Below are 24,091 nucleotides of genomic sequence, written 5' to 3' on the forward strand. Positions count from 1 at the left end.
GTTTGACAACGGGCCTGGGCCCGTCAGTCCCCCATCTTGGCTTCGATCTGCGCGAGGCCGTCCTCGGGCGAGACCTGGCCACCAACGAGGCCGCCGATCACCTGGTAGTAGGTGTCGAGAGCGCTGCCGGGGATATAGACGCTGGGGTTGTAGCCGACGCCTTCGGCCGCCGCCGCGAACACCTCGCCCATGACAGGGACGACCGGTTCGACGTCGGGCAGGTCTCGCGCCATCAACTGGCTGCTCGTCTGGTGCTCGGCGCGCAGCATCATGATCTCCTCGGAGAGCATGAAATCGATCCATTTCATGGCAAGCTCGGGTTGTTTGGAGCTGACCGGCACCATCCACGACCAGCCGACGCCGCCGGTTGGCCTCGAACCGTCATCGAGGTCGCTGGGGATGGTGGCGTAGCCGAGATTGGCGAGGTCATAGTCGAGCTGGCGGACATTGTTGATGAACCAGGGCCCGCCAAAGAAGATGGCGGCACGCTTGTTGGCCCAGAGGCGGATGGCGGCGTCCTGGTCGAGGCTGGTCATCTGCGGATTGATGTGGCCGGCCTTGACGCTGTCGACGAGGTTCTGCGCGCCCGCAACGACCGCCGGATCGGTCCAGGGCACTTCGCCCGCGACCACCTCGCCCATCATCTGCGGGCCGGCGGCGGCCTGCAGGAAGTTCCCGATGAGATGCCCGCCATTGCAGCAATTGCGGATGCCGACCGCAATCGGCTCGACGCCGGCCGCCTTGATCGCATCGAGGGTGGCGGTGAAATCGGCCCAGCCGCCTTCGAGGGACCAGCCGTTCTCCTCGAACATGTCCTTGTGATACCATATGGCGATCGCATCGACCCCGTCAGGCACCTCGTAGATCTCCCCGTTGAACTGGGTGGAGAGCTGCTCGTAGAGCCACGGATAAATCTTGTCCTTCCAGCCCAGCTCCTCGTACTGGGCGGTTAGCGGCTGTACGAGCTTGGCATTGGCGACGATGGTCACGCGCCCAATTCCCGAATTGGTGAGCAGCACGTCGGGACCGGCTTCGGACTGGATGGCCGCCTGCACGGCGCCATCGCTGATGTTGCCGGTCGGCGGCATGTATTCGATGGTGACGCCGGGATTGGCCTCCTCGAACCGGGTCTTGATCTCCTGCCAGAGCTCGTTGACCAGCGGATCGGCCTGCAAGTCCGATCCCCAGACCACCAGGTTCTGCGCCTGCACGGTTGCGGGCACGGCAAACGCCGCACCCGCCAGGGCGGCCAGCATGGCCGTGGACTTCATAAGTCCGTTCGTTTTCATCGTTTTCTCCTCCTCTCGATGCCGAGCCGTTTGCCGGCTCTACTTTTTGGCATCCTATCCACGGCGGACCGGCGGCCCGCCGATCCGGTCAGCGCGGCTCGACCTGCGAGAAGCGCTCCATGACGGCGGCCTGCACGTCACTGATGTGATCGAACATCAGCTCGGCGGCGCGTTCGGCGTCCTTGTTGCGGAAGGCTGACAGAATCTGGTCGCGCTCCTCAGCGGCGCGTTCGGCCAGATCCCGGCTCTCGTTGGCGATGAGGCGGCAGATCTGGATCTGCAGGTCCAGACGGGCGAGCGTCTCGACGAGGGCAGCGTTCTCCGAGGTCGTCGCGACCAGCTGGTGGAATTCGCGGTCGCGCTCGGCATAGACCTCCATGTCGCGCTCGCGCAGAGCCTCGACCGCCTCGTTTAGGATGCGCTCGAACGTGACGATGTCCGCATCGGTCATGCGCGGTACGGCGAGGCGCGTGGCAAAGCATTCGAGCGTTTTGCGCAGCTCGTAGAGGTCCGAGATCTCCCCGGGGGTGAAACTGCGCACATAGAAGCCCCGATAGGGCTTGATCTCGACCAGCCCTTCCTTTGCCAGTGTCCCGATCGCCTCGCGGAAGGGCGTGCGACTGACATCGAGGCGCGAGATCATCGCGCGTTCATCGATTGGTGCGCCGCTTGGCAGTTCGCCCGAAACGATGAGCCGGACGATCTCGGAATAGATGCGCTCTCTGAGCGTTTGATGACGGGGTGCGTTCATGATGGTTCCTGTCCTATCGCACTTGCGTATTGTATGCAATACACAATATGCTGCATGCAGAACAAGGCCGTGGAACAGGCGCAAGGGAGGACGATCGTGAAAAAGCTCTTTGTTGTCGGGACGTTGGACACCAAGGCCGACGAACTCGCCTATGCAAGCCGCATGGCGCAAGCGGCGGGTGTGGCGGTGAGCGTTGTTGACGTGAGCACGCAAAATCCGCGGCCGGGCGCTGAGCACAGCGCAGAAACGGTCGCCGATTTCCATCCGCAGGGGCGCGGAGCGGTGCTGGGGCTCAGCGACCGCGGCAAGGCGGTATCGGCCATGGCCGAGGCGCTCGGCAGGTTCCTCAAATCGCGCGAGGATCTCGGCGCCGTGCTGGGGCTCGGGGGCAGCGGCAATACGGCGCTGGTGACAGAAGCTATGCGGCAATTGCCGATCGGTGTGCCCAAGCTGATGCTCTCGACCGTGGCATCGGGCAACACTGCGCCCTATGTCGGCCCCAACGACATTGCAATGATGTATTCAGTGGTCGACATCGCCGGCCTCAACGCCATCTCGCGCACGGTGATCGGCAATGCTGCGCATGCGGCGGCCGGCATGGTGCGCGAGAGCGTGGCAGCCTCCGCCGAGGACCGGCCGGCGCTTGGCATGACCATGTTCGGCGTGACGACGCCGTGCGTGACGCAAGTGCGCACCGCGCTCGAGGCCGACTACGACGTGGCGGTGTTCCATGCGACGGGCGTTGGCGGCCAGTCCATGGAGAAGCTCGCCGAATCGGGCTTCTTTGCCGGTCTCATCGACCTGACGACGACAGAGGTCGCCGACCATCTTTTCGGCGGCGTGTTCGCCGCCACCGAGGATCGATTCGGTGCCGTCATCCGCACCGGATTGCCTTATGTCGGCTCGGTCGGCGCGGTCGACATGATCAATTTCGGTGCGCGCGACACCGTGCCGCCGCAGCATGAGGCGCGCAATCTCTATATTCACAACGCGCAGGTGACGCTGATGCGCACTACGGCCGAGGAGAACCGGGCGATCGGCGCCTTCATCGTCGAACGGCTCAACGCGATGACAGGGCCGGTGCGTTTTCTCCTGCCCCTGGCTGGGGTCTCGGCAATCGATGCACCCGGTAAGCCGTTCTACGACCGCGAAGCTGATGAGGCTCTGTTCGAGGCTATCCGCAGCGGCTGGCAGGACGACGACAACCGCCGGCTCATCGAGATCGACGCCAATATCAACGACCCCGCTTTCGCGGCGGCGGCGATCGAGAACGTCAAGGACGTCATGAGGAACGGGAGAAGCTGATGGCTCGCATCGAACGCACCGCAATCCTCGAAAGGCTCGCCCGCAAAGTCGCCGCCGGCGAGCCGATCATCGGCGGCGGGGCCGGCACAGGGTTATCGGCCAAATGCGAAGAAGCTGGCGGCATCGACCTCATCGTCATCTACAATTCCGGCCGCTACCGCATGGCCGGACGCGGCTCGCTCGCCGGGCTCCTGGCCTATGGCAACGCCAATGACATCGTCCTCGACATGGCCCGCGAGGTGCTGCCGGTCGTCAAGCACACGCCTGTGCTGGCCGGCGTCAACGGTACCGACCCCTTCTGCAATTTCGATTTCTTCCTCGATCAGCTCAAGGCCCTCGGCTTTGCCGGCATCCAGAATTTCCCGACTGTCGGCATGATAGACGGCAAGTTCCGGGCCAATCTCGAGGAAACCGAGATGGGTTTCGCCCTCGAGGTCGAGGTGGTGGCCATGGCTCATGGCAAGGATATGCTGACGACCCCTTATGTCTTCGACCCGGAACAGGCCCGGGCAATGACGCAAGCCGGCGCCGACATTGTGGTGGCCCATTTAGGGTTGACCACAGGCGGGGCGATCGGGGCGGACACCGCCCTCACGCTCGATGAGTGTGTCAGCCGGATCGATGCCATCGCGGCGGCGGCGCGGGCGGTGCGGCCGGAGGTGATCGTCCTCTGCCATGGCGGACCGATCGCCATGCCCGAGGATGCGCGCTTCGTCCTTGCCAACGCCAGCGGCTGCCACGGCTTTTTTGGCGCCTCCAGCATGGAGCGCCTGCCGACGGAGACCGCGATCAAATCCCAGGTCGAGGCGTTTACCAGCATCGGCAAGGGTCGGGCGGCAGGGTAAAGAGAGCGACGCTCCCGGGTCAGTCCCACACCGAAAGCATCGCCGCTTCGACGTAGCGCAAGTGGTCCGTCATCGCCTTGCGGGCAGCGTCCGGATCGCCTCGTTCGATGGCGGCCACGATCGCCTCGTGGTCGACCATGATGTGCCGGCGCAGTTCGTCGATACTGGCGAGGTGGGTATGAAAGCGCTGGTCCACCTCTTCGGCGCGGGACTTCCAGAGGTCGCTCAGGATCTCGCGCAGAACCGAGCTGGCGCAGGCGTCGGCAATGGTCAGGTGCAGCGCCTGATCGCTGGCGGCCGGCCAGCGGCCGGCGGCGGTTTCCACGCGCATATGCGTCAGAATCTCGTTGAGGGCAGCGATCTGGTCGGTATCGATATGGCGGGCAGCAAGCGCCGCCACCTCAGGTTCGATGATGCAGCGGGCCTGCATGACCTCGATGGGTGAGTGGTTCTGTTCGGGCAGCGGTTCGACCCCACCATTGCGGCCGCGTACGAAAGCGCCCACACCGACGCGGATATCTATGAGGCCGGCGACCTCGAGCGCGATCAACGCTTCGCGCACCGTCGGGCGGCTCACCCCCAGATCCTGCGCCAGATCGCGTTCAGACGGAAGCTGGCGACCGGGCTCGGCCGCACCCGACTGGATGAGGTCGCGGATCTGGTCGGCAATCTGGATATAGAGCTTCCGGTTGGATACTGCCTGAAGTTTCATATGCCCCACATGTAGCGTCGCAACCGACTCGGCGCCGGCTGGGTTTGTTCACCTCGCCGCCTTATTAGCAGCAAAACGCATTCAGCGTCCACTGGTCTGACCACTTGACAGCCAGACCCCTCTGCATTAGCACTTTAATGCCCTCTCGGAACGCGTTGGAGGACGCTCCGGGCGCAGGTACTTCAGGTCGTTCAAGCGAACGCTGGAGGAGGACTAGCCGCACTATCGCAGCCGCGCTGCGCATCGAGCTGCTTGCGGCGCCGGTTGTCCGGTGCCCGGCCCCGTGAGTTCATCCGCTGGCAGCCTTGCCGGCGCCCATAGATGGCGCCGCCCGTGACCTGCTGCCTGTTGCCGCCTATCGAGGGAATTATGAACAAGCCTTTATCAATCAAAGATCTGGTGCTGGCCGAGGACAAGAAGGCCTGGTTCGTCGAAGCGCGCTTCGGCATGTTCATCCATTGGGGCCTTTATGCGCTTGGCGCCCGTCACGAGTGGCTCAAGAACCGCGAGGAGATCGGGGACGCCGACTACCAGAAGTACTTCGAAAACTTCGACCCCGATCTCTACGATCCCAAGGAGTGGGCGCGCCGGGCCCGAGAGGCGGGGATGAAATATGTGGTACTCACCAGCAAGCACCACGAGGGTTTTTGCCTCTGGGACAGCAAGGTGACCGACTACAAGGTGACCAAGACGCCCTACGGCAAGGATCTCATCGCTCCCTACGTCGAGGCTTTCCGGGCGGAGGGCCTCAAGGTCGGTTTCTACTATTCGCTGATCGACTGGCACCACCCGGATTTCCCCATCGACGTTCATCACCCGCAGCGTAACCACCCGGATGCGGCCAAGATGAACGAAGGTCGCGACATGACGCGGTATGCTGCCTACATGCGCGACCAGGTGCGTGAGCTTTTGACCAACTATGGCAAAATCGACATCATCTGGTTCGACTTCAGCTATCCGAGGCGGAGCTATCGCGACTTTCCGGGCAAGGGGCGGAAAGATTGGCAGAGCGAGGAGCTTTTGGCGCTCGTGCGCGAGCTGCAGCCGGAGATCATCGTCAACAACCGGCTCGACCTCCTCGACGAGGAAGGGTACCTCCCCGACATCACCACGCCGGAGCAGTACACGCCGCGCGTGGCGCCAAAGGTCAAGGGGCAGGACGTCACCTGGGAGGCCTGTCATACCTTCAGCGGCTCGTGGGGTTACTACCGCGACGAGCAGACCTGGAAGGACCCGGCCCAGCTCATCAAGCTCCTTATAGATACAGTAGCGCTCGGCGGAAACCTGTTGATGAACGTCGGACCGACCGGCCGCGGCACGTTCGACGAGCGCGCCAACGACGCGCTCAGGGTCTATGGCGAGTGGATGCGGCTCAATGGCCGCTCGATCTACGGCGCCGGCCCCTCGCAGTATGCCGCGCCCACGGATTGCCGGTTCACGCAGAAGGGCAACCGGCTCTACCTCCATATCTACAGCTGGCCGTTCCGGCACATCCACATCGACGGGCTCGCCGGCAAGGTCAAATACGCCCAGCTCCTGCACGATGCGAGCGAGGTCAAATGGCTGACCCCGGTCGCCGAGGTCGACAGCAATGTCGGAGTCACCGTGCCCGAGGGCATGATCACGCTTGAGCTGCCGGTGATCGCACCCAAGGTCACGGTGCCCGTGGTCGAGCTCATCCTCGAAGACTGATCGCATGCAACCGATGCAGGGCCGCGGGTATCGGGGCTGAGGAACCGTCGCGGCTGGAAGATCTCAAATGATGAGATGGAGGAGGAATCATCATGAAGACAACCCTAGTGCTGGCGGCGATCGCCCTCATGGGTGGCGCCGCGCTGACCGGTCCAGCCTATGCGCAGGACGAGCCGGTGACCATCACCTGGCAGATGTGGGGGAGCGACGAGAACGACATCGCCGCCTGGCAGCACCTGGCCGACATGGTCACCGAGGTGCACCCGGAGATCACGGTCGAGCTGCAGACCACTCCGTGGAACGATTATTGGACGAAGCTGCCGGTGCTGGCTGCGTCCGGCCAGCTCGCCGATATCGTGGCCATGCAGTCGTTGAGAATGCCGAACTTCTATTCGCTGCTCGAGCCGCTCGACGAGCGTATCGCCGATGATGGCTTCGACATCGATGCGTTCGATGAATCGATCATCGGCGGCATGTCGCGTGACGGCGTCATTTACGGGCTGCCTTATGACGTCGGCCCCTGGATGATGTTCTACAACAAGGACAAGTTCGAGGAGGCCGGGCTCGACCTGCCCCAGCCCGGCTGGACGCTCGAAGAGTTCACCGCCGCGGCGACCGCGCTCACCAAGGACGGCGAGTACGGGTTCGGCGTCGTCCCCAACGGCTATTCGATCTTCGCTGCCGCCCTTGGGGCCGACTATATCAACGATGAGGGCCAGCTCGACTTCACCAACCCCTCGGCAATCGCTGCCGCCGACACCTTTATTGGCCTCGTGACCGAGCACAAGGTCGCCCCGGTCGTCGCCTCGGGCGCCAATCCGGGCGACGTGATCGCCGGCCGGTTCGAATCGGGCAATCTGGCAATGATGGTCGACGGGCCCTGGAGCCTCATTAGCAAGAACGACACGGTGCAGTTCGAGCTGGGACTGGCTCCGCTGCCGCGCGAAGAGGGCGATCTCAACGCGGTGACCGCCGGCTCGGGTTTCGGCATTGCCACATCCAGCGACAACAAGGATGCGGCCTGGAAAGCCATCCAGGTGATCACCGGGCCGGAAGCGCTCCAGTATCTTGCCGAGGCCGGCCGGGCCCTACCCGCCCGCAAGGCCGAGTGGACCTATTGGTTCGACGTGGCGGCCGCGGATGTGGCGGGCGCGCGCGAAGCTCTCGAATACTCGCTCGAACACTCGGCGACCTATGAGATCACCGACAACTGGAACGCTGTCGAGAACCTCATGACCCAGTACTTCCCACTGGCCATGACCGGCAGCCAGACCCCCGAACAGACCATGCAGACGATCCAGAGCTTGGCCCAGAGCCAGTAGAGGAAACGCTGCGGCGGCGGAGGTCATCTCCGCCGCAGTCCCTGAGCGGGAGGTTCCATGACAGAGAGCATTTCCACCCAAGCTGCCGTGGCGCCGGTCCGGCGCCGGAACAGGATGTCGGCACACGAAACGCGCATGGCGTTCCTGTTCCTCCTGCCCAGCCTTCTCGGGTTCATTGCCTTCATGCTCTTTCCCATCGTTGCCTCGCTGGTCATCAGCTTCACCAACTGGCAACTGATCTCGGCGCCAAGCTTCATCGGCTTTGCCAACTACCAGCGGCTGTTCACGCTCGACCCGGCATTCTATACGGTGCTCGGCAATACGCTGTTCTTCACGGCCGAATACCTCGTCCTCAACATCATCGTTTCGCTCGGCCTTGCCGTCTGGATCTCGGGGCTCAAGCGCGGGCAACGCTGGTTCCGGGTGATCTTCTTTTTGCCGACCTTCACCCCCTCGATCGCCGCCTCGGTGGTGTGGCTTTTGATCTTCACGCCTGGCGGGTTCATGGATCTCGTCTTCCAGACGCTTTCGCTCCATGTCCCGAACCTGTTGCTCGACCCCCGGCTCGCCATGCAGGCGGTGATCATCGTCACCCTCTGGGCCAACGCCGGCTACAACATGGTGCTGTTCAACGCTGCGCTCGACCTCGTGCCGCAGAGCTATCTGGATGCCGCCAAGATCGACGGGGCCAATGCCTGGGACCGGTTCTGGAAGATCAGGCTGCCGCTGATCTCGCCGACCGTCTTCTTCGGCACGGTGATGACCGCCATCACCTCGTTGCAGGTCTTCGACCAGATCTATGTCATCACGCGTGGCGGTCCGGGTTCGGCGACGGCAACGCTCGGCTTTGCCATCTACCAAAACGGCTTCTCCAACTACCAGATGGGCTATGCCTCTGCGCTCGCCTGGGTGATGTTCCTCATCATCATGGCGCTCACCGCCCTGCAGTTCTGGTTCCAGCGCAAATGGGTGCACTATGACAGCTGATACCCGTCCACGCCGCAAGCAGAGGCATCCGGGCCTCACACTGGCGCTCGATATCCTCAACCACGGAGGACTGACGATCGTCGCGCTCGTCTTCCTCTTCCCCTTCTTCTGGATGGTCTCCAATGCCGTGCGCGGCAATGCCGAGGTGCTGGCGGTGCCACCGCGCCTACTGCCGACCGAATGGCAGTGGGGCAACTTCGTCGAGGCCTGGCTTCACCTTCCGTTCGGGCGGTTCTTCCTCAACAGCGCGATCGTTGCCGGAAGCGTGACGGCAATCACCATCGTTGTCTCGTCGCTGGCCGCTTACGCTTTCGCGCGGCTGCGCTTTCCCGGCCGAGACGGAATTTTCGTTGCCTATCTCGGCACGCTGATGATCCCGCAGGTGATGCTGGTCATCCCGCTCTTTCTGATCATCAACCAATTGGGCTGGGTCAACACCTATCAGGGGATGATCCTGCCCATGGCCTTCTCGTCGTTTGGCGCATTCCTGTTGCGGCAGTTCTTCCTCTCCATTCCGCGCGAACTCGAGGAGGCCGCGCTCATCGATGGCGCGTCGCGGCTGCGCATCCTCATCTCGATCATCATTCCGCTCTCGCTGCCGGCCATCGGCTTGCTGGCGCTCTTTACCTTTATCGGGCAGTGGAACAACTTCCTCTGGCCGCTGATCGTCGTGCACGGCATGGACTACGCGACGCTCCCGCTCGGCCTCACCATGTTCCAGACCGAGCAGGGCACGTCCTGGAACTACATCATGGCGGGCGCCGCGATTTCGATGCTGCCGGGCCTGGTGCTCGCTATCGTCCTCCAGCAGGTCATCTACAAGGGGATTGCGATGGGCGCCGGCTTCGGCGGGCGCTGAGAGCTCAAGAGCATTTCTCGTTCTGATTGTATCGAAACGAGAGCTCTGGGTTCGGAATTGTCGCGTTTTCGAACCGCAAAAGTGGTGTCCACTTTTGCTGAAAACGCTCAAGAACGGGAGGAAACGCTATGGCCAGTGTTGCCGTCATGGATGTGATCAAGAGCTACGGATCCGTCGAGGTGCTGCACGGCATTGACCTGACGGTCAGGGACGGGGAATTCCTCGTGCTGGTGGGGCCGTCGGGCTGCGGGAAATCGACGCTCCTGCGCATGATTGCCGGGCTCGAGACGATCACGGGCGGGGACGTGCAGATCGGCTCGACCATTGTTACGGACCTGCCGCCCAAGGAGCGCGATATCGCCATGGTTTTCCAGAACTACGCGCTCTATCCGCATATGCGCGTGCGCGACAACATGGCGTTCGCCTTGAAGCTCGCCCGGCGCAGCCGGTCCGAGATCGACCAGGCAGTCCAGCGCGCCGCCTCGATCCTCGACCTCTCGCCCCTGCTCGACCGCTATCCGCGCGAGCTCTCGGGCGGCCAGCGCCAGCGCGTCGCAATGGGCCGCGCCATCGTCAGAAACCCTGCGGTCTTTCTCTTCGACGAGCCGCTTTCCAATCTCGATGCGAAGCTGCGCGTTGCCATGCGGGCCGAGATCAAGGCGCTGCACCAGCGCCTGAAGACCACAACCATCTACGTCACGCACGATCAGATCGAGGCCATGACCATGGCCGACCGCATCGTCGTGATGCGCGACGGTGTGATCGAACAGCTAGGCTCGCCTCTCGATCTCTACGACAACCCAGCCAACCTCTTCGTTGCCTCGTTCATCGGCTCGCCGGCCATGAACCTCGTCGAAGGGCGTGTAGCGGCAGCGGACGGCAAGCCGGTGCTGGAGGCCGAGGACGGTTCGGTCTGGCCGCTGCCGATGGACTTGCGCGCCAAGGCAGGCGACAGCCTCGTCTACGGCGTACGTCCCGAGCACCTTTCGATCGATGCCCAGGGCGTCGACGCCGAGATTGTCGTCGTCGAACCGACGGGCGCGGAAACCCATGTGCTTCTGCAAACCGGCAACGGACAGGTCACCGGGGTCTTCCGAGAGCGGCTCGACGTCGGACCGGGCGCCAAGCTGCGCATTGCGCCGGACCTTGCGCGCGTGCACCTCTTCGATCCCCGCACTCAGGCGCGGCTCTCCCGCTGACGCATCATGACCCGCATTACCGGCCTTACGACCCACGATCTGCGTTTTGCCACCTCCCAGTCGCTCGACGGCTCGGACGCGATGAACCCGGACCCGGACTATTCGGCGGGTTATGTAGTGCTGGAGACCGATGAGCCGGGTCTTAGCGGCCACGGCCTGACCTTTACCATCGGGCGCGGCAATGAGGTCGTGTGCAAGGCGATCGAGGCCCTGGCCCGCCGCGTCGTTGGGCTTGACCTCACCTCGATCACCGAAGATCCCGGCCGCTTCTGGCGCCATATGACGGGCGACAGCCAGTTGCGCTGGATCGGGCCGGACAAGGGGGCGATGCATCTTGCAACCGGCGCCGTTGTCAACGCCGTCTGGGACCTCTGGGCCAAGAAGGCGGGAAAGCCGGTCTGGCGACTGGTGGCCGACATGAACCCCGAGGAGCTGCTGCGCATCCTCGACTTCCGGTACCTCACCGACGCCATCACTCCCGCCGAGGCGCTCGACATCTTCACGCGCGCCGCCGAAGGACGCGACGAGCGGCGGCATATTCTCGAACAGCGAGGCTATCCCTGCTACACCACTTCGGCCGGCTGGCTCGGCTATCGGGACGAGAAACTTGAGGCTCTCGCCCGGCAGGCGGTGGCGGCGGGTTTCACCCACATCAAGCTCAAGGTCGGCCGCAGCCGCGAGGACGACATCAGGCGGTTGCGGATCGTGCGCGACGTGATCGGGCCCGAGCGCATCCTGATGATCGATGCCAACCAAATCTGGGAGGTGGACGAAGCCATCGATTGGGTAAAAGCGCTTGCCTTCGCCAGACCCTATTTCATCGAGGAGCCGACCAGCCCCGACGACGTCGCCGGCCACCGCCGGATCCGGGAGGCAATCGCCCCGATAAAGGTCGCGACCGGCGAGATGTGCCAGAACCGCATCCTCTTCAAGCAGTTCATCGCCGGGGATGCCATCGACATCGTGCAGATCGATGCCTGCCGCATCGGGGGCTTGAACGAGGTGCTGGCGGTCTTGGTCATGGCGGCCAAATACGGAAAGCCCGTCTGGCCACATGCAGGGGGTGTAGGCTTGTGCGAATATGTCCAGCACTTGGCCATGATCGACTATCTCTGCGTCTCGGGCACGATGGATGGACGGGTCATCGAATATGTCGACCATCTACACGAACACTTCGTCGATCCCTGCGTGATCGAGAATGCCGCCTATATGCCGCCGCAAAGGCCAGGGTTTTCCATCGAGATGAAGCCGGCTTCGATCGCCGCCCATGACGTTGCGGCATCGCCCGGCCGGCCAGCGCGCTCTGTGTGGCGGTAGGCCCCGCCCTTCATCAGCCGATCCTCATGCCTTTGGCCCTGTTCAAGGATCGCCGGGGCTTTGCGCCGGACGGCGTCTGGGGAGTACTTGCCTCGACGCCATCGCCGCTATAATAGGAGTCTTATTCTCATATTTTAGCGGCACCTTCGTCGCGTCAGACCGTTCATGATCAATATCCGGCCTTACCGAATCTTCAACGTCACCTTCGCCCGGTTCGCCGACGTCTCGCCGCACCTGCGGCGGCTGACCTTTGTCGGCCCCGAAATCGCAGACATGGCGACGTTCGCGCCCGACCAGCGCATCAAGATTTTCTTCCCCCGGGATGGACGCGTGCCGGATCTGCCCAAGCGCGGCGACTGGTACAAGGTCTACAAGGCCCTGCCGCCCGCCGACCGCCATCCGATGCGCACCTATACCATCCGGCACCTGCGAGCCGAGCAATGCGAAGTCGACGTCGATTTCGTCCTGCACGGCGAAACCGGTCCCGCCTCGCGCTGGGCTACGAACGCGCAGCCCGGCGACCGGGTGCAGATCTCCGCACCCAACCGGCTCGCGCAGGGGGAAATCGGCGGGTTCGAATGGAAGCCGCCGGCGAGCGCCCGCCGCATTCTGCTCGCAGCCGACGAGACGGCGCTGCCGGCTCTCGCCGGCATTCTCGATGAGCTCGCAGGGCGGGCCGCGCCGCCGCGGGTCGAGGCATTTGTCGAAGTGCCTTCAGGAGGGGATCGCATCGCGCTTGCCGGATGGCCGGGGCTCGAGCTCGAATGGCTGGCGCGCAAGAACGCAGATCTGCGTCCAGGCGACCTGATGGTTGCGGCCGTCAAGCGGGCGCACCTACCGCAGGGGGCGGGGAACCCCGAGCTGGTGCTCGAGGACATCGACATCGACGCGAACGTGCCCTGGGAGCTGGCCGAGCCCGCCGGCGACGATTTCTATGCCTGGATCGCCGGGGAGTCCGAGGCGGTGATGGCCATCCGCCGCTTCCTCATCAAGGACAAAGGGCTCGACCGGCGCTCGCTCAACCTCATGGGCTACTGGCGCTTCGGCAAGGTCTACGAGTAGGAGGCAGCCGTTTCCACGGCGGGCGCCACATGCTCGTCGGCCTCAACGCGCAGTCCATCGAGCAGGGCCCTGAACGCTGCCACAGCCTTCTTCGAGGTTCCTTCCGGGTCGTCGGAACCGGCGATCCATTGCGCTGCATGAAGGGAAGCACCGTTGAGGAGCCGTGCCGTTGCTTCCGGATCGACATCGCGCACAATACCTTCGGCCTTGAGCCGGCTGATGTCGTCGGTCATGCAGGCAATGCACCCGCTCTGCGAGGTCGTTAGCCAGGAAGGGCCGAGCACCGCCGGTCCGTCGCAGTGGACGATGCGTTGGATCTCGGGCTCGACCGCCATCTCGATATAAGCGGCGCATCCGTCGACGAACCCTCGCCAGCTATCGCCAGCTTGGGCGGTTACGTCTTCGAGACGCTTAGTCATTTCTGCATCGATCTCGGAGACCACAGCAGCGAACAACCCCTTCTTGTCGCCGAAATGGTGGTAGAGCGCGCCGCGCGTCAGCCCAGCCTCGGCGGTGAAATCGTCCATCGAGGCTTCCGCGTATCCTATCGTTCCGAAGGCCTTTCGCCCGGCAGCCAGCAACTTGCCCCGGGTCTCGGCGATCATTTCCCTACGCGGTCGGTGTGCCATCGCTTTCCTTTCACATACGTATCGTATATTAATTGACATACGTAGCGTATGCAACTAAGTGAATCGCATACGCTACGTATGTGAGTGGCGTTACTCCTATTTTCAAGGAACGTCCCATGTCCAATCCCTATAGCGAAATCTTCCGCGCGCCGGGAGCCAAGGGCTTCGCCGCTGCCGGGTTCCTGGCCCGTCTGCCGATCGCCATGACGACGATGGGCATCGTTGCCATGCTCTCCCAGACCCATGGCGAATACTGGCTGGCCGGCGCGGTGTCAGCCACCTTCGCCCTCACCAACGCCTTCGTTTCCCCCCAAATCTCGCGGCTTGTCGACCGCCTCGGCCAAAGCCGCGTGCTCGTTCCGACGACGGTTGTCGCGGTCGCCGCCTTCGCCGCCCTTCTGGCCGCCACCTATTATCGCTGGCCGACCTGGACGCTCTTTGCCACGGCCGTGCTTGCCGGCGTCATGCCCAGCATGCCTGCCATGGTGCGCGCCCGCTGGACCGAACTCTATCGCGACAAGCCGCTGCTCGGCACCGCCTTCGCCTTCGAATCGGTCGCCGACGAGCTCGTTTACATCGTCGGCTCTGTGCTTTCGGTAGGCCTTAGCGTTACGCTGTTTCCCGAGGCGGGCGTGCTGGTTTCGACCATCTCCCTTACGGTCGGCACCGCGCTCTTCGTCATCCAGAAGTCCACCGAGCCCCGGGTGCAGCCCGCCGCCCGCAGCAAGGGCCGCTCGGCCATTGCCCTACGTCCTGTGCAGATCGTCGCCCTGACGCTCATTGCCGTTGGCGCCATCTTCGGTACGGCCGAGGTCACGGTGATCGCGCTGACTGAGACATGGGGATCGCCGGCGTCGGCCAGCCTGGTGCTTGGCAGCTATGCGGTCGGCTCCTTCCTCGTTGGCATCGTCTATGGCGCCTTGAAACTCAACATGGCGCTCTCACGCCAGTTCCTTATCGCCGTCGCCATCGTCGCGGTGGCGACCATCCCGCTGCTCTTTGTACCGAACGTGCCGCTACTCGCCCTCCTGCTGCTGACCAGCGGTCTCGCCATCTCACCGACCTTCATCACCGCCTTCGGCCTGATCGAGCGGCTGGTGCCCGCCGCCAAGCTCACTGAAGGCATGACCTGGGCGGTCACCGGTATCGCCATCGGCATGGCGATCGGTTCGTTCACCTCCGGCTGGGTGGTTGACCAGTTCGGTGCCGGCAATGGCTTCTGGGTGTCGGTCACCGCCGGCGTCGTTGCGGTCCTCGTCGCTCTTGTCGGCCAGGCGAGCCTTTCGGGTTCGCGACAGGCAGCGACGCCCGAGCTCGCTACCGCTTAACTCGCCGTTTCGACCAGTCCCGCCCGTCATCGACGGGCGGGTTCTCATTAGCGATGGAACTGCATCAGACTGTTGCATCCAGCCTGTATCGTTGCTGGCAGGCATGGGGGAACCGCCTTTGCCTGGCCAGCGTTCGGTCCCTCTATTGTAAGATTTGCCAATACATCTCCCGCGCGCCGACACATCGACGGGATTGGCGAGTTCATATCTATTTGCCATTATTGAATAAATGAGCGCCCTGATTCACCCGCCGCACGCGGAACGACGGGTTTGTGGCGTTGTAAGCCGGCATGGCGTCGGCAAGGGGCCATTTTTGAGATGTCACACATCCCTGAAGAAGTTCGGGACATATTCGATGCCGGCGGGCGGGGCCTGCAGCACAACGGGCTGCGCAAGGCCAACGAACGCGCGGTCCTCACCCTCATCGCCTTCAATCCCGGCGTCTCCAACGCCGAAATATCGCGCCTGTCGGGCCTGGCGCCGCAAACGGTCTCGGCCATACTGGTTGACGTCGAGAGGGCGGGCCTGATTACGCGCGGCCAGGTGCTGCGCGGGCGGCGCGGGCAGCCGGCAACGCCGATTTTCCTCAAGGCCGACGGGCGCTTCGCCATCGGCTGCGAGATCGGCTGGCGACAGATGGAAGCCGTGCTCGTCAACATGCAAGGGCAGGTGCTCGCGCACCGGCATGTCGACTATGCCTGGCCGGACGCGCGCGCAATCGTCGGGCAGATCGGTGCGGCGGTGAGGGCATTGCGCGAGACGCTGAGCCCCGAGGAAAGCAAGCGCCTGGCTGGCCTCGGCGTTGCCATGCCTACCCACATCTGGCGCTATGTCCACCAGGTCGGCGCCGCGCCGGAGCAGACCGAGCTCTGGCGGGAGCTGGAGCTGTCGCCGGCGCTATCGGCCGAAACCGGGCTCGAGGTCAGCATCTACAATGACGGCAACGCAGCGTGCTGGGCTGAACTCGTCGCCATCCCCCGTCCGCGGCCGGCCGACGTCATCTACTTTCTCGTGACGCATTACATTGCGGCCGGCGTCATTGGGCAAGGAACGCTCTGGGAAGGGCCGTCAGGTAATTCAGCCAATCTCGGCTTCATGCTGGTCGACGGGCCCGAAGACGGTCCGTTGCCTGCCCACAGGGTGGCCTCCATAAGTGCCCTTCTCGAGCGGCTGGAAGCGGCCGGGCGGTCGCTACCACAGGGACCTTACGAGCAATGGGACTGGGCGGAGTTTGAGCCGGTGCTGAGCGAATGGATCGAGGCGGGCGCGGCGGCACTCGCGCACGTCATCTTCAACACGGCCGTCGTCATCGAAACCCAGGTCGCCATTATCGACGGGGTGATGCCGCCGCCAATCGTCGAGCGGCTATCGGAACGCATCGTCCACCATCTGGCGGCGCTGCCAGCCGCGTCGGGGGGGCCGCCAGATGTCGTCAACGGCCGCCTCGGGGCGCTGGCGCCGGCGATCGGGGCGGCCGAACTACCGCTCTACAGGCGGTATCTTTCGCGCACGCTCGCCGGTCTCGCCGGCTAAGATGCGGTGCGGTTCGATAGAATCAGAGCGAGATCGAGGACTTGAGTTCTCGCGCTTTCGAACCGCAAAAGTGGTGTCCATACGCGGACGGCCTCGTTGAGGACCCGGTCAGGACGATGTGGGACGCTCCCCAATCAGCGCCTCCAACTGCTGCTTGAGGCGAGCGCTCGGGGTAAAGACTACGACCTTACGTGCTTCCACAGGATAGGGCTTGCCGGTTTTAGGATTGCGGCCCTTGCGAGCGCCGCGGGCACGCACCTCAAGCGTGCCGAAACCAGTCAGCTTGACCGATTCCCCGTTCGAGAGTGCCGTACCCATCAGATCGAGCATACGCGTGACCAACCGGTCAGCGTCGGCCGGGCTTGCGCCGGTGCGGGCGATGAGCCTGCGTCGCAGGCTTGCGCGAGTCAGTGCTTGACCCAAGGCGTCTATTCCTCCGATTCGTATGTTCCAACCCGCCGCAAACACGGTGCTTAGCAGAATAACTTCCTGTTAAGCAATTAATGGTGAACGCGCACCCTGCCTGCCTCCCAAAGGTGACCTCGTCCATCAACTTATGTTGACATATTTTAGAATCGTTATAAGCTGAGACGCAAATCATAAGCCCGCGACGGGGGTTTGTCCTATCCGCACGTCGAGCGGCAGGGCTGTCACGCCGGAAGGAAATCAAGCGTTGAGACTGACACGCCAATCCAACTACGCCATACGCACGCTTGTCTATTGCGCCGTCAACCAGCCGGAGCTGAGCCGCGTTGCCGACATCGCCAGGGCCTACGGCATTTCGGAACTGTTTCTGTTCAAGCTGATCAAGCCGCTGGTCGAGAACAGGCTCCTCGAAACGGTGCGCGGGCGGCATGGCGGCATCCGCCTCGGCAAGCCGGCCGTAGACATCACCCTGCTCGAAACCATTCGCCTCACCGAAGAGAACTTTGCGCTGGCCGAATGCTTCGAGGAGGGGGCCGATTGCCCGCTTGTCGGCGAATGCGACCTCAATGGTGCGTTGCGCGAAGCCCTGGGTGCGTTCTTTACCGTCCTCGAGGGCTATACCATTGCCGATCTTGCCCATAAGCGGCGCTCGCTGCGCCAGCGGCTCGGTCTTGCAGAACTGGCGGGGGAACCGGTTCCGGTTCATTGACGGCCTGGGCAGGCGTCTCCCGATAGAAACAGCTCCCGCTCATTAATATGAGCTTGACAGTCATGTTATTTCGCAGCATTCTCCCGGTCATTAGATGACTTTGAAGTCATATTCAGTTCGGTTCCGGCTGTTGCCGTCGGAACCAACGTGACGACGGGGCTTGCTGCTACCGTCTCCCCGGGCTGATCAGGGTCCTCAACGCCCTGATCAGCCTTTTTGTTGGCGTCCGCCAGGCGGTGGGCGGGACTGTTGCCATCCTCATACGCCTGTGCTCTATCGCGCCAAATGGCCGCGCCGCTCCTTGCCCTGCAGAACATCCACCTCACTTTTGGGGGTACAAAGCTCCTCGAAGGGGCCGAGCTCATTGTCTCGCCGGGTGAGCGCGTGGCGCTCGTCGGCCGCAACGGGTCGGGCAAGTCGACGCTCCTGCGTATCGCCGCCGGACAGATCGAGCAGGATGCCGGAGACCGATTCCTCGAGCCCAGCGCGACCGTGCGCTATCTGCCGCAGGAGCCGGATCTCTCCGCCTTCGAAACGACGCTCGCCTATGTCGAGGCCGGGCTCGCTCCCGGGGACGATGCCTATCGCGCCCGCTATCTCCTCGAGGCGCTCGGCCTGACCGGCGAAGAGGCTCCGGCAACGCTTTCGGGCGGGGAAGCCCGCCGTGCCGCGCTCGCGCGGGTGCTGGCGCCAAGCCCGGACGTGCTGCTGCTCGACGAGCCAACCAACCATCTGGACCTGCCGATCATCGAATGGCTCGAAGGCGAGCTCGCTTCCATGCGCTCGGCAATGGTACTGATCAGCCATGACCGGCGGTTCCTTGCCGACCTCACCGGCGCAACCGTCTGGCTCGACCGGGGCATGACCCGGCGCATCGAGAAAGGCTTTGCCGCTTTCGAGGCCTGGCGTGACGACGTGCTCGAAGAGGAAGAGCGAAACCGGCATAAGCTCGACCGTCAGATCGTGCGCGAGGAACACTGGCTGCGCTATGGGGTCACCGCGCGGCGCAAGCGCAATGTCGGGCGGCTGGAGCGCCTCGCCGGGCTGCGGCAGGACAAGCGCGAGGCGCGCCGGTCCGTCGGCAGCGCCAATCTCGAGGCGACGCACGCGCGCGCTTCGGGCGCGCTGGTATTCGAGGCCGAAGGCGTCTCCAAAGCGTTCGGCGAACGCACCGTCATCGCCGATTTCTCGACGCGCGTCATGCGCGGCGAGCGTGTTGGTATCGTCGGGGCGAACGGGGCCGGCAAGACCACGCTCATCAAGCTTTTGACCGGTGAACTCACGCCGGACAGCGGCGGCGTACGGCACGGCGCCAACCTGCAGCTCGCCGTGCTCGACCAGGGCCGGGCGCGATTGAACCCGCAAACGCCCTTGAAGGACGCGCTGACCGGTGGGGGCAGCGATACCGTCGTCATCAATGGCGCACCGCGGCATGTCGTCGGCTACATGAAGGACTTCCTCTTCACCCCCGAGCAGGCCAATACACCGATCGGCAAGCTCTCGGGTGGCGAGCGGGCCCGCGTGGCGCTGGCGCGCGTGCTTGCCCTGCCCTCCAACGTCCTCATCCTCGACGAGCCGACCAACGACCTCGATCTCGAGACCCTCGACCTGCTCGAGGAGATGGCGGCCGATTATCCCGGCACCGTGCTCGTCGTCAGTCACGACCGCGATTTCCTCGATCGCGTCGCGACGTCGGTCATCGTTGCCGAAGGGGAAGGCCGCTGGATCGAATATGCCGGCGGTTATGCCGACATGGTCGCCCAGCGTGGGGCCGGCGTTTCGGCCCGGCCGCAGGCGGTAAAGCCGGCCAAGGCGGAAAAATCGCCCGCCGCCACCCCGGCGCCGCAACAGGCACGGCGCAAGCTGAGCTTCAAGGACAAGCACGCGCTCGAGACGCTGCCCGGCGAGATCGAGAGACTGGCCGCGCAAATTGCCGCGCTCAATGCCGCGCTTGCCGATCCCAGTCTTTATGCACGCGACCCGGATGCCTTTGCGCGCAAGAGCACGGCGCTTGCCGAGGCCGAGGCCCAGCGACAACAGGCCGAAGACCGCTGGCTGGAGCTCGAACTTCTGCGTGAGGAAGTCGAAGGTTAGAGCCTTTCCCGTTTCGATTGTATCGGAACGGGAGTTCTCTAAGCCGTTGGCCGCGCTTTCGAACCGCGAAGTGGCATCCTGTTTCGCTGAAAACGCGCTCTAACAGGCTGAGCCCCCTGTCCGCGGGTAGCGCGATCAGCTCACCAGGTCCATACTCTGCACATAAGCCATGGCCGACGCCCATTCGGGATCGTTCCAGCGCCGGGCCATCTCTTCTTCCGACACCTCCTCGACCCGCTGCTGCAGCCACCAGAGGTTACCCAATGGATCGCGGATACGGCCGACCTTGTCGCCGAAGGCGAGATGGGTGACCCGGGTCACCGGCGTTGCGCCGGCCGCGACGGCCTTTTCGAACAGCGCCTCGGCGTCCTCGACATAGAGGCGGATGAAGGCGGGCGTCGCCGGCCAGTGTGGGCGCGCATCGAACATCATGACGATGCCGGTGCCGATGCGCATCTCGGCATGGCCGACGCTGCCGTCCGGGTTGACGAAGCTGCCGAGATCCTCGGCGCTGAACGCTTCGGCAAGGAAGGCCATGAGGGCGCGGGTGTCAGGCGAGATGATCCAGGGCGTGACAGTCGTATATCCTTCTGGGATGGTTCGAGGCATGTTGGTCATCGATCTTCTCCTTAAGTCCGATGAGGCGATCCTCAATCACCCCTGCTGACAGACGATGGCAGCAGAGCAGCATTGCGTCTTTTCACGCTTGCCGACACGCAATTGCCTTGAGCTGCCTCTAGCTTCCACGCTGCAAACAAAGGAGTGCCATCATGAGCGAGTTGACCGATATCAGGCCCGGCATGCAGGTCGTGGGGGCCGACGGCGTCCCCGTCGGCACGGTCGAGGCGATCGAGGACGGTCGCATCCGGCTCGTTCCGGTCGAGACCACCGAAGGCGAGAGCGCCCATGGCGGCCACAGCCACTATTTCGATGGGGGGCTGGTGGCCGAGGTCGAGGGCGAGACGGTGCGCCTCTCGGCCAATGCCTCTGTCGCCATGCTCCTCGACGAGGAAGCCGACGGCAAACCGGCCGACTGAGGGCAGAACATCACTGCATGCGCGGCTTGCCAACGCCCTCGCGCTTTGACATGTCTGCGGCTCTCTCCGCCAAGGATCCAAGCCGCGCATGAGCCTGCCGACCATCGTCACCTTCTGGCACGGGCCACTCTCATGGCTCGAGCGGCTTTCGGTTGCCTCGTTCGTGCGCCAGGGTCACCGGGTCGAGGTCTATGCCTACGAGCCCGTGGTGGGTTTGCCCGAGGGTGTGATGGTGCGCGATGCTGGCACAATCCTGCCACGGGAGGCTCTGGTCTTTTACAAGGACCATGGCACACCGGCGGTCTTTTCCGACCGCTTCCGCCTGGAGCTCATGCGGGCCGGGCGCGGTGTCTGGGCCGATCTCGACGTCTATTGCGTGCGGCCCATCGCCGATCCGCCCGCCTATCTCTTTGGCTACGAGCGGGACGGCTCGGTCAACAACGCCGTGCTGCTCATCCCTGCAGAAGCGCCGCTCCTCGCCGACCTGCTCGAAGTCTTCGAGCGGGGCGGCAAGCGGCTGGTCGAGCCACACCTGCCCCCGTTCCGCCGGATCGAGGTCGCCGTTCGCCGGATGCTGGGCTTTACCGTCGCACCGCACCAGATGCAGTTTGGCGCCACCGGCCCGTTCGCGCTGACCTACCATATCCGCCGCCACGGCCTTGAGCCCCTCGTCCAACCGCGCGACGTTTTCTATCCGCTGGCCTATGAAGACGTGCCAAAGCTGATGCATCCCGGTAGCCGGCTGGACGCCGTCGGCGACAGGACCCTCGCCGTCCACATCTGGCGCAGCCAGCTCACCGATCGCGGCCGCGCCGCCATGCCCCCGCCTGCTCCCGGCAGCGCCCTGGCGCGGCTCTGCGAGGTCGAGGGCGTTCAGCCGCAGGATTAGCGACCGAACCTCTTCAGCCACCAGCGCTTCCAGCGATGCCGCAGGAACGCGTAGAAGATGTCGTTGGTCATCACATGCCGGTAGAGCCGGGCGAAGGCAACGCTTTGGCGGATGCCGGCGGTCAAGGCCCAGGGTTTCGCCTCGCCCGTATAGTGGAGGATCGACGGATCGAGGCCCTCGTGAGCGTGGCGCGAATCTATGGTGTTCCACGCCGGTGCCAGACGCAGCCAGTTGTTCTTGAAGACGAGGTTGAGGAAGTCCTGGTCGTAGTAGATGCGTCCCATCACCCCGTCCCTGAGCGCCGTCTCCAGCTGGCCGAGGATATCAGCCTGCCGCCACTTCTCGGCGTCGATCAGCAACATGCCGGCGTTGAAGTAGAGATCGGCCGGATCGAAGATGTCGCGGTTGTTCCTCAGGTCCCGCCCGCCGGTGATCAACGCGCCGGTGGTATCGCGGACGGCGGCGATGGGAAATCCCTGAAGGTCGATTTCGTAGAGCTCTTCGATCGGAGCGCGCACCAGCATGTCGCAATCGAGGTACAGCACGCGGGCCGCATCGTTGCCGATGATGCGATCGATGACGAGGCGGGCATAGACGATATTGGTCAGCCGCCTGTTCTCGGGCATGCGACGAGCAATGTCGGCAAAGAGCTCGGAGCGGTCGAGGTCGTAGAAGTGGAGCATGGCGCCAAATTCAGTGGCGATGCCGTCGAGATCGGCCTTGTGCGCGGGTGTGAGCGTTCTGTGGCAGAGATGGAAGACGAGGTCCTGACGCCGATGGGTGAAGAGGCACACCGAGCGCATCAGCGCATAGGCCGGCGCCCAGAAATTGTCATCGAAGGTCAGGGCGATATGGATGGGCGCGGTCATCGGGCGGGCTCGACCTTGGCGGCAGCGGCGTGCGGGCTCGCCAGATGGACGACGAGCGCCAGGCAAAAGCCGTAGAGCACGGTCTGCGAGAGAATGCCGAGCATGGCGTTGGTCATGCCCATGGAGAGGTACCCGACGCAGAGCACAGAAGCGAGATAGATCGCCGGCCACGGCCGCGGTCTTCCCGCCGAGATCGCCTCGGCAAGGGGGGCGAGGAGAAAGAGGCCATAGGCGAAGAGGCCGAGCGTACCGCCGACCACAGCGAAATCGGCGATGTCGTTGTGCATGTGGGGCGGCGATTCGAACGGCGCGTCAGGCGGCACGTGGCGCGCCACGGCCTCGGTCAGATCGACGAGACCGTGTCCAAAAACGGGCGAAGACAGGAATGCCTCGAAAGCTCCCCAATACATCACCAGACGCTTTGCGGTGGAGCCGTCAACCGTCTCGCTGCGCAACACCTTGATGATGTCGGCAAACGCGGTGACCTCGGCGAAGGCCCCGAGCTTCCAGGCGAGCACGGCAAGCGCAAGGCCGACAACAGCCGCCACCACCAGGGTCAGCCATTTGCCGCGCCCCCAGCCCTCATGAGCCAGCAGCACGAGAAGGGCGACCGTCAGCATGGGCACGAACGCGACCGTCGGCCCGCGCGATCCGGAAAGGAGGACGGCCACAAAAGCGCAGGCGGGCGCGGCGATAACCAGGAGACGCACCCAGCGCCGATCGGAATAAACCCCGACCAGGGCGACGAAGCCGAGCGTCAGGGCAAGATCGGCGAAATGGATGGGATTATTGACCGACACCCCCGCTCGGGGCAGACCCAAGACCAGGGCGTCGAACAGGGCTACGGCAGCCGCTCCGGCCGCTCCGGCCGTTGCGGCAAGTCCGATAGCCTGCGGCGTCATGAGGCCTGGCACCCGCGCGAAAAGGCCGGCAAGCGGTGCAGCGAGAAAAAGCGGCATGAAATAGGCGACCGTCAGCACGTGCGAGGGTTCGCGCGCTGTTATGGCAAAGCAGACGGTCAGGATGGCTCCGCCCAGAAGCGGCATGGCGATACCCGGACGGCGGAGCATCGAGCCCCAGGCCGTCGAACGCGCCAGGAGGAGGATGGCGAGGCCGGCGACCACGAAGAAGCTGACATTGGCGGCTTCCGGCAAGACGGTAGGCAGAACGAGTCCGACCAGCAGCGCAACGGCGGCGAGCGGGGGAAGTAATCGGGCTGTCTGCAAGCTCTGGTTCC

23 protein-coding genes are annotated in these 24,091 nt (G+C 63.9%); 15 read left to right on the forward strand and 8 right to left on the reverse strand.

The window, feature by feature from the left end:
- Positions 1-23: 23 nt before the first annotated feature.
- Together QQK18_RS03065 and QQK18_RS03070 are read right to left on the reverse strand one after the other, a co-directional pair.
- A complete protein-coding gene (locus QQK18_RS03065; RefSeq protein ID WP_284338808.1) occupies positions 24-1,289 on the reverse strand; it encodes an ABC transporter substrate-binding protein in 1,266 nt (421 codons plus the stop codon).
- A gap of 88 nt (positions 1,290-1,377) precedes the next feature.
- The gene (locus QQK18_RS03070; RefSeq protein WP_284338809.1) at positions 1,378-2,040 is read right to left on the reverse strand and encodes a GntR family transcriptional regulator; all 663 of its coding nucleotides are present in this window, start codon (positions 2,038-2,040) and stop codon (positions 1,378-1,380) included.
- A gap of 96 nt (positions 2,041-2,136) precedes the next feature.
- On the opposite strand from QQK18_RS03070, the gene QQK18_RS03075 reads away from it, so the two are divergent.
- Together QQK18_RS03075 and QQK18_RS03080 are read left to right on the forward strand one after the other, a co-directional pair.
- Positions 2,137-3,345 carry a Tm-1-like ATP-binding domain-containing protein gene (locus QQK18_RS03075; RefSeq protein WP_284338810.1) on the forward strand — a complete coding sequence of 403 codons (1,209 nt, stop codon included), beginning with the start codon at positions 2,137-2,139 and terminating at the stop codon, positions 3,343-3,345.
- Positions 3,345-4,190, forward strand: coding sequence for a phosphoenolpyruvate hydrolase family protein (locus QQK18_RS03080; protein WP_284338811.1), 846 nt, complete (start codon positions 3,345-3,347; stop codon positions 4,188-4,190). The genes QQK18_RS03075 and QQK18_RS03080 overlap by 1 nt, the downstream gene beginning before the upstream one ends.
- Before the next feature lie 19 nt (positions 4,191-4,209).
- On the opposite strand, the gene QQK18_RS03085 is transcribed toward QQK18_RS03080, so the two are convergent.
- Positions 4,210-4,902: a FadR/GntR family transcriptional regulator gene (locus QQK18_RS03085; RefSeq protein ID WP_284338812.1), complete on the reverse strand. Its 693-nt coding sequence runs from the start codon at positions 4,900-4,902 to the stop codon at positions 4,210-4,212.
- A gap of 369 nt (positions 4,903-5,271) precedes the next feature.
- On the opposite strand from QQK18_RS03085, the gene QQK18_RS03090 reads away from it, so the two are divergent.
- From QQK18_RS03090 to QQK18_RS03120, 7 genes are all read left to right on the forward strand, one after another.
- The gene (locus QQK18_RS03090) at positions 5,272-6,594 is read left to right on the forward strand and encodes an alpha-L-fucosidase (RefSeq protein WP_284338813.1); all 1,323 of its coding nucleotides are present in this window, start codon (positions 5,272-5,274) and stop codon (positions 6,592-6,594) included.
- A 92-nt stretch (positions 6,595-6,686) separates the two neighbouring features.
- Positions 6,687-7,916 (forward strand): ABC transporter substrate-binding protein, encoded by a 1,230-nt coding sequence (locus QQK18_RS03095; RefSeq protein ID WP_284338814.1) that lies wholly within the window; start codon positions 6,687-6,689, stop codon positions 7,914-7,916.
- A gap of 114 nt (positions 7,917-8,030) precedes the next feature.
- Positions 8,031-8,903 carry a carbohydrate ABC transporter permease gene (locus tag QQK18_RS03100; protein WP_284338906.1) on the forward strand — a complete coding sequence of 291 codons (873 nt, stop codon included), beginning with the start codon at positions 8,031-8,033 and terminating at the stop codon, positions 8,901-8,903.
- Positions 8,893-9,762, forward strand: coding sequence for a carbohydrate ABC transporter permease (locus QQK18_RS03105; RefSeq protein ID WP_284338815.1), 870 nt, complete (start codon positions 8,893-8,895; stop codon positions 9,760-9,762). The genes QQK18_RS03100 and QQK18_RS03105 overlap by 11 nt, the downstream gene beginning before the upstream one ends.
- 128 nt (positions 9,763-9,890) lie before the next feature.
- Entirely contained in the window at positions 9,891-10,961 is a 1,071-nt protein-coding gene (locus tag QQK18_RS03110; RefSeq protein WP_284338816.1) for an ABC transporter ATP-binding protein, read from the forward strand.
- Positions 10,962-10,967: 6 nt separating this feature from the next.
- Positions 10,968-12,278 (forward strand): L-fuconate dehydratase, encoded by a 1,311-nt coding sequence (locus QQK18_RS03115; RefSeq protein ID WP_284338817.1) that lies wholly within the window; start codon positions 10,968-10,970, stop codon positions 12,276-12,278.
- A 165-nt stretch (positions 12,279-12,443) separates the two neighbouring features.
- Positions 12,444-13,340, forward strand: coding sequence for a siderophore-interacting protein (locus QQK18_RS03120; RefSeq protein WP_284338818.1), 897 nt, complete (start codon positions 12,444-12,446; stop codon positions 13,338-13,340).
- Here the strand turns inward: QQK18_RS03120 and QQK18_RS03125 are convergent.
- Positions 13,331-13,969, reverse strand: a complete 639-nt coding sequence (locus QQK18_RS03125) for a TetR/AcrR family transcriptional regulator (RefSeq protein ID WP_284338819.1) — start codon at positions 13,967-13,969, stop codon at positions 13,331-13,333. The genes QQK18_RS03120 and QQK18_RS03125 overlap by 10 nt on opposite strands.
- Positions 13,970-14,085: 116 nt before the next feature.
- Here QQK18_RS03125 and QQK18_RS03130 point away from each other — a divergent pair, with 116 nt between their 5' ends.
- Positions 14,086-15,297, forward strand: a complete 1,212-nt coding sequence (locus QQK18_RS03130; RefSeq protein ID WP_284338820.1) for an MFS transporter — start codon at positions 14,086-14,088, stop codon at positions 15,295-15,297.
- Positions 15,298-15,615: 318 nt separating this feature from the next.
- Complete coding sequence (locus QQK18_RS03135; RefSeq protein WP_284338821.1) at positions 15,616-16,830, forward strand: ROK family transcriptional regulator; 1,215 nt, start codon at positions 15,616-15,618, stop codon at positions 16,828-16,830.
- A 108-nt stretch (positions 16,831-16,938) separates the two neighbouring features.
- Here QQK18_RS03135 and QQK18_RS03140 read toward each other — a convergent pair whose 3' ends face one another.
- Complete coding sequence (locus tag QQK18_RS03140; RefSeq protein ID WP_284338822.1) at positions 16,939-17,253, reverse strand: integration host factor subunit alpha; 315 nt, start codon at positions 17,251-17,253, stop codon at positions 16,939-16,941.
- Between the two features lie 250 nt (positions 17,254-17,503).
- Here QQK18_RS03140 and rirA point away from each other — a divergent pair, with 250 nt between their 5' ends.
- Entirely contained in the window at positions 17,504-17,965 is a 462-nt protein-coding gene (rirA, locus tag QQK18_RS03145) for an iron-responsive transcriptional regulator RirA (RefSeq protein WP_284338823.1), read from the forward strand.
- Positions 17,966-18,250: 285 nt separating this feature from the next.
- Positions 18,251-20,059: an ABC-F family ATP-binding cassette domain-containing protein gene (locus QQK18_RS03150; protein WP_284338824.1), complete on the forward strand. Its 1,809-nt coding sequence runs from the start codon at positions 18,251-18,253 to the stop codon at positions 20,057-20,059.
- 135 nt (positions 20,060-20,194) lie between these two features.
- Here QQK18_RS03150 and QQK18_RS03155 read toward each other — a convergent pair whose 3' ends face one another.
- On the reverse strand, positions 20,195-20,677 hold the full coding sequence (locus QQK18_RS03155; protein ID WP_284338825.1) for a VOC family protein: 483 nt from the start codon (positions 20,675-20,677) through the stop codon (positions 20,195-20,197).
- A gap of 152 nt (positions 20,678-20,829) precedes the next feature.
- Between QQK18_RS03155 and QQK18_RS03160 the strand changes: the two genes are divergently transcribed.
- Together QQK18_RS03160 and QQK18_RS03165 are read left to right on the forward strand one after the other, a co-directional pair.
- Complete coding sequence (locus QQK18_RS03160; RefSeq protein ID WP_284338826.1) at positions 20,830-21,096, forward strand: DUF2171 domain-containing protein; 267 nt, start codon at positions 20,830-20,832, stop codon at positions 21,094-21,096.
- A gap of 88 nt (positions 21,097-21,184) precedes the next feature.
- Positions 21,185-21,985 (forward strand): glycosyltransferase family 32 protein, encoded by an 801-nt coding sequence (locus tag QQK18_RS03165; RefSeq protein ID WP_284338827.1) that lies wholly within the window; start codon positions 21,185-21,187, stop codon positions 21,983-21,985.
- On the opposite strand, the gene QQK18_RS03170 is transcribed toward QQK18_RS03165, so the two are convergent.
- Together QQK18_RS03170 and QQK18_RS03175 are read right to left on the reverse strand one after the other, a co-directional pair.
- Entirely contained in the window at positions 21,982-22,854 is an 873-nt protein-coding gene (locus QQK18_RS03170; RefSeq protein WP_284338828.1) for a glycosyltransferase family 8 protein, read from the reverse strand. The genes QQK18_RS03165 and QQK18_RS03170 overlap by 4 nt on opposite strands.
- The gene (locus QQK18_RS03175) at positions 22,851-24,080 is read right to left on the reverse strand and encodes an O-antigen ligase family protein (RefSeq protein ID WP_284338829.1); all 1,230 of its coding nucleotides are present in this window, start codon (positions 24,078-24,080) and stop codon (positions 22,851-22,853) included. The genes QQK18_RS03170 and QQK18_RS03175 overlap by 4 nt, the downstream gene beginning before the upstream one ends.
- Between the last annotated feature and the right edge of the window lie 11 nt (positions 24,081-24,091).

This window comes from Devosia nitrariae, from assembly GCF_030160115.1.
Classification (GTDB): Bacteria; Pseudomonadota; Alphaproteobacteria; order Rhizobiales; family Devosiaceae; genus Devosia; species Devosia nitrariae.